Here is a 453-nt window from a genome sequence, read left to right as displayed (position 1 = left end):
CGTGGTGTTCGTTTCCGGCGACGTCCATGGCTCGCTGACCAGTCGCCTGTCTCACAGCGAGGACACCGATTTCGAGGTGCACACCATCGTGTCCTCGCCGCTGCACAACAGCAAATTGCTGCCGTATGCCAAGGCTTCAACGTTTATCCTCGATCAACCGCTGGTGCGCACGGCGGCCGGGGATTATCGGCACGAGCTGACCAGTGCGGTAGTGAGTCAGGACAATTTTGCGCATGTGGTCGTTGAGGCTGATCAGATATTGGTCAATTACCATGACCGCGATGGCAAGAAGTTGCAGTCGATCAGTATGAAATTGCGTTGAAACACCAAAAGATCGCAGCCTTCGGCAGCTCCTACACAAGGCGCATTACCCTGTTGGGGCTGCGTGAAGCTGCGATCTTCTGCTCATTTCAGTTGTGCACTGGAGAAATGTTCACTGCCGCCGACATATTC

The 453-nt window shown here is 54.7% G+C and carries 1 pseudogene; it reads left to right on the top strand.

Annotated elements, in window-relative coordinates:
- Window positions 1-322, top strand: a pseudogene (locus J5M56_RS25260) (alkaline phosphatase family protein); the annotation flags it as partial.
- Window positions 323-453: the final 131 nt, after the last annotated feature.

It is taken from the genome of Pseudomonas sp. 51_B, assembly GCF_017491595.1.
Taxonomy (GTDB): Bacteria; Pseudomonadota; Gammaproteobacteria; order Pseudomonadales; family Pseudomonadaceae; genus Aquipseudomonas; species Aquipseudomonas promysalinigenes.
The sequence above is the reverse complement of the archived record's forward strand: the minus strand, read 5'-3'. Positions and strand labels throughout refer to the sequence as shown.